General features: G+C 64.6%; 5 protein-coding genes and 1 pseudogene. 4 read left to right on the forward strand and 2 right to left on the reverse strand.

The features are described from left to right. Window positions 1-398 (reverse strand): annotated as a pseudogene (locus EOA75_RS28805) (hypothetical protein); the annotation flags it as partial. 216 nt (window positions 399-614) lie between these two features. Here EOA75_RS28805 and EOA75_RS28810 point away from each other — a divergent pair. From EOA75_RS28810 to EOA75_RS28825, 4 genes are all read left to right on the forward strand, one after another. Then, window positions 615-1,400 carry a ThuA domain-containing protein gene (locus tag EOA75_RS28810; RefSeq protein ID WP_067325446.1) on the forward strand — a complete coding sequence of 262 codons (786 nt, stop codon included), beginning with the start codon at window positions 615-617 and terminating at the stop codon, window positions 1,398-1,400. 89 nt (window positions 1,401-1,489) lie between these two features. After that, window positions 1,490-2,542: a Gfo/Idh/MocA family oxidoreductase gene (locus EOA75_RS28815; protein WP_127325749.1), complete on the forward strand. Its 1,053-nt coding sequence runs from the start codon at window positions 1,490-1,492 to the stop codon at window positions 2,540-2,542. Between the two features lie 136 nt (window positions 2,543-2,678). Next, complete coding sequence (gene add / locus EOA75_RS28820) at window positions 2,679-3,671, forward strand: adenosine deaminase (protein ID WP_067325419.1); 993 nt, start codon at window positions 2,679-2,681, stop codon at window positions 3,669-3,671. A gap of 78 nt (window positions 3,672-3,749) precedes the next feature. Then, the gene (locus tag EOA75_RS28825) at window positions 3,750-4,151 is read left to right on the forward strand and encodes a GFA family protein (protein WP_095801529.1); all 402 of its coding nucleotides are present in this window, start codon (window positions 3,750-3,752) and stop codon (window positions 4,149-4,151) included. Between the two features lie 40 nt (window positions 4,152-4,191). On the opposite strand, the gene EOA75_RS28830 is transcribed toward EOA75_RS28825, so the two are convergent. Beyond that, the coding region (locus tag EOA75_RS28830; protein ID WP_127325750.1) for a 3-keto-5-aminohexanoate cleavage protein at window positions 4,192-4,797 on the reverse strand (606 nt) is incomplete at its 5' end.

Here is a 4,797-nt window from a genome sequence, read left to right on the forward strand (position 1 = left end):
TGATTGAGCAGCAGTTCCGACAGCCTGTTCGGGGCGACCGTCGTGTCGCTGTCGGCGGTCGAGGTATCGACGACGCGCTGCACATAGGCGGTGAGCGATTGCCGGGCGCCGTCCGCCTCCGGTCCATAGTGTCGGAGCGTTCTGTCGAGCAGAATGAGATCGGTGGCGAAGGTGTGGACGTTGACGTTGATGGATTCGAACGTGTTCTTGGCCGAGTTGATCATCAGGCCGAGGACCAGCGAGGACATCACCATGAAGAGGTTCGCGGCGAGCCGCACCACCGCGCTGGTATCGTCGCCAAGGTGGTGAGCAGGGAAGCGCTCATGCACCATCAGGCTGACCAGCGACGCCCCGGCCAGACAAGCAAAAATCGCCGCCCCTATAAGCACTTCGCCCATAGCTGATATTGCGCACGGGAAAGGACGGTTGCCAATTGGGTGGAGGTGGTTGAATCAAAGCGGAAGCATACAGGCGTATGTGGTTGTTCGCCAACGATGCTTTCTGGCTCGTCGTCATGTGCAGCGGAGCGAAGGGCAAAAACCGCTTCCAATGCCGGCCGAAGACGCTATCTATTGCGCCGGGCGGCTCCACCCTCTCACATCACGAGGCAATCCATGACAATTCGCGCTGTCGTCTGGGGCGAGAACATCCATGAGCGGACCAATGAGGTGGTCGCCGGCATCTATCCGGAAGGCATGCACACGGCCATCGCCAACGCGCTCAACGCCGACAAGGCGATCTCCGCCTCGACCGCGACGCTGGAGCAGCCGGAGCATGGGTTGCCTGAATCCCGCCTCGCCGAGACCGACGTGCTCGTCTGGTGGGGTCACAAGGACCATGGCGCGGTGGCCGACGATGTGGTCGAGCGCGTCGCACGCCGCGTCTTCGAAGGCATGGGACTGATCGTGCTCCACTCCGGCCATTTCTCGAAAATCTTCAAACGGCTGATGGGCACGCCCTGCACGCTCAAATGGCGCGAGGCCGGCGAGCGCGAACGGCTCTGGGTGACGAGCCCCAGCCATCCGATCGCCGAAGGCATCGGCGAATATTTCGAGCTCGAGAACGAGGAGATGTATGGCGAGCAGTTCGCCGTGCCGGAGCCGCTGGAGACAATCTTCATCTCCTGGTTCCAGGGCGGCGAGGTGTTCCGCTCAGGCCTTACCTACCGGCGCGGCGCCGGCAATGTCTTCTACTTCCGCCCGGGCCACGAAACCTATCCGACCTACCACGACGCGACCGTGCACAAGGTGCTGCGCAACGCAGTGAAGTGGGCGCACAACCCGCAGGGCAGGAATTCCGCCATCCTCAAAGCACCCAACGTGCCGGTGGAGAAGGCGCTGGAGCCGATCGTCGAACGCGGCGGCAAGCTGCATGCGCCCGGCGAGGCTGGTTTCCGCTAAACCGTTTTCTGTTTGGGATTGCGTACAAGCAACAATTAGATCGCCCGCCTCATATCATTGAATCGAACCAATTCCTCTGGAGGAGCAAAATGCGGCTTTTGATACTCGGTACCGGCTGGATGGCGCAGGAGCATGCCCGCCGCTTCGGCGCTATCGAAGGCGTCGACATCGTCGGTGCCGTTGATGTCGATCCAGCCCGCGTCGGCGAGTATGCCGACGCCTACAAGATCCCGAAGCGCTTCACCTCGCTGGAGGCGGCGCTCGACTGGGACGGTTTCGACGCGGTCGCCAATGTCACGCCCGACCGCATCCATCACCCGACCACCATGGCGCTGATCGCCGCCGGCAAGCCGGTGCTTTGCGAAAAGCCGCTGGCCGAGAATTTCGGCAAGGCAAGCGAGATGGCCGATGCGGCGGAAGCCGCCGGCGTCGTCAACATGGTCAACCTCACCTACCGCAACGTCGCGCCTTTGCAGAAGGCGCGACAAATGGTGCAGGCCGGCGAGATCGGCACGGTGCGCCACGTCGAGGCCTCCTATCTGCAGAGCTGGCTGGTATCGAAATTCTGGGGCGACTGGCGAAGCGACCCCAAGTGGCTCTGGCGGCTCTCGCGCGGCCACGGCTCAAACGGCGTGCTCGGCGACGTCGGCATCCACATCCTCGACTTCGCCAGCTATGGCGCCGCCCTCGATATCGACCACGTATTCTGCCGGCTGCGCGCCTTCGACAAGGCGCCGGGCAACCGCATCGGCGACTACCAGCTCGACGCCAATGACAGCTTCGCCATGACGCTCGATTTCGCCAACGGCGCCTTCGGCGTGGTGCATGCCAGCCGCTGGGCGAGCGGCCATCTCAACGAGCTCAGGCTGCGCATCTATGGCGACAAGGGCGGCATCGAGGTGGTGCACAATCTCAATGGCTCGATGTTGAAGGGCTGCATCGGTGCCAATGTCGAGGACGCCAAATGGGAAGAGCTCGACGCCGGCACCGTGCCGACCAACTACCAGCGCTTCGTCGAGGCGGTGAAAAGCGGCGTGCAGGCCGAGCCCAATTTCCGCCATGCGGCTGGTCTGCAGAAGGTGCTGGATCTGGCGGTGGTGTCGGACGAAAAGCGCGCCGAGCTGAGGGCCCACACGCAGTGAGGCCGAAGCTGCCGATCTCCTCCCGCAACGGGCCCGCAACGGGGGGGCTGTCATCACACAAATCTTTCAATCATTTCTTGAAGCCTTGATCTCGCCTTTCGTGATTTGATGCGGCCACAAAGCTCGGGAGGGTTCATTGACCGACTATATCGGGTTGCCGAAGGCCGAAGTGCACATCCACGTCGAGGGCTGCTTCGAGGCCGACGACGTGATCAGGAATTGCGAGGAGGCTGGCATCCCGCTGCGCGCGCCGCGCGACAGGCTCTTCGAGGCGCATGATCTGAAGAGCTTCCTCGAAATGCTCGACTGGCTGTGCGGCACGTTTCGTACGCGCGAGCAGCTGGCCATCACCGCCTATAAATTTGCGCGGCGCATGGCCAAGAGCGGCGTGCGCTACGCCGATGTCATCGTCAATCCGACTCACTGGCCGCACTGGCACCGGAACATCGCCGGCATGATCGACGCCTTCGATGCCGGGTTCGCGGCGGCCGAGCAGGATGGATACCCGCCGGTCGGGCTCTGCATCAGCCTGCTGCGCACCCAGTCGGCCGAGGACGCCATCGAACTGGTGGAGTTGCTGAGCAGGATCAGGCACCCGCGCGTCGTGGCCCTTTCGATCGACGGCAACGAGGCGGCCGCCGGGCGCACCGGTCCGCGCTTTGCCGAGGCGTTCCGCCGCGCCGCCACGGCCGGATTGCGACGCACCGTCCACGCCGGCGAGTCGAGCGGTCCCGAGGGCGTTCGCGACGCCATCGAGCTGCTTGGCGCCGATCGCATCGACCATGGCGTTCGCGCGATCGAGGAGCCGGCTCTGGTCGACCTGCTCGCACAGAGGCGAATTCCGCTCGGCGTCTGCCCGATCTCCAACATCGCACTCGGCGTCTATCCTTCGCTTGCCGAGCATCCGATCGACGCTCTGCGCAAAGCCGGCGTTCCCGTCTCCATCAACACCGACGATCCGGCGCTGCTCGGCACGACGCTCGAAGCCTCTTACGCCGCCTGCGCCGAGACCTTCGCCTGGGACAGTGAAACCATCCGCCAGCTCGCCGCGACATCGGTGCATGCGAGCTACGCCGACCCGGCGGTGAAGGCGCGGATACTGGCGGATCTGACGGCCTGGCAGGGGTAGGCGACGCTCGGCGGATAGGTGCTTTCACCACGCCGCCGAACTGCATAAGGTGCCGAGACTCGGTCGAAAGGAGCCAGCATGGTCACGCGACGCGCCGAATGTTCCTGCGGTCAGCTGTCGGCCACCTGCGCGGGCGAGCCGGTGCGCATCTCGGTGTGTCATTGCCTCGACTGCAAGCGGCGCACAGGCAGCGCCTTCAGCTACAATGTGCGCTTTGCCGAGGCCGATGTGACGATAGACGGGCGCGCGCTGCAGTTCACGCGCACCGGCGAGCAGGGCGGGCAGATAACCTACAGCTTCTGCCCTGATTGCGGGACCACAGTGCACTATCGCATCGACACGCAGCCCGGCCTAACTGCAATTCCGGTAGGGGCGTTCGCGGATCCGTCGTTCCCGCCGCCCTTCCAATCCTTCTACCACCGTAGCCGGCGCTGCGAATGGGTCGAGATAACCGCCAAGCCGCTGACGAAGTTCGGCTGACTTTTGGCCTTGGGTCCTCCCCAGGGGGCGAGGAGCCAAGTCAAGCCCGGCGATAGATCCTCACCGCCGCCTTCACCAGCGCCGCATTCCCGTCCGCCACCGTCCCATCAGGCAACTCCTTACCGTCCTCGAGCCCGACACGGGTCGAAAACTTCCGCGCCGCCGCCCGCTCGACGAAGGGCCACACGGTCGCGTTCTCGCCATGCAGCAGGATCGAGCGGTGAATGCCTTCGCGTTGCAGCAGCGTTTCGATGCCGTCGGCGACGGCAAAGGCGTCCTCCAGCGTCTGCTCGGAAATCTCGATCAGGACGCGCAGCACCCGGCGGCCATGATCGAGGCTGGCCAGCCTGAGCGCATCGCCGATCGACGCCAGCCCGGCCTCGATGCCGACGCCGCGGTTGCGCAACGCTTCCATCACTTCGGGCGCCGCCGCCTCGCTGAGATTGACCGAGGCGTAGTCGGGCAGCTCATGCCAGCCGGCGATGGCGGCAATCGTGCGCCTGTCGTCCTTCTCGATCCAGGCGCCGGTCGAAATGCCGATCAGCGTGCCGGGGCAGGCGCGGCGCAGCGCCGTCACCGTCCGGTCCATCGCTTCCGGGGCAAGGCTTTCCTGCCGGTCGGCGCCGCGCGCATGCACATGCAGTTC

This window comes from Mesorhizobium sp. M1A.F.Ca.IN.022.07.1.1 (assembly GCF_003997575.1).
Classification (GTDB): Bacteria; Pseudomonadota; Alphaproteobacteria; order Rhizobiales; family Rhizobiaceae; genus Mesorhizobium.

Excerpts from the sequence above, each read along its gene's own strand:
- EOA75_RS28810 (WP_067325446.1), top strand. The coding sequence starts at position 615 with ATGACAATTCGCGCTGTCGTCTGGGGCGAGAACATCCATGAGCGGACC.
- EOA75_RS28815 (WP_127325749.1), top strand. The coding sequence starts at position 1,490 with ATGCGGCTTTTGATACTCGGTACCGGCTGGATGGCGCAGGAGCATGCC.
- EOA75_RS28825 (WP_095801529.1), top strand. The coding sequence starts at position 3,750 with ATGGTCACGCGACGCGCCGAATGTTCCTGCGGTCAGCTGTCGGCCACC.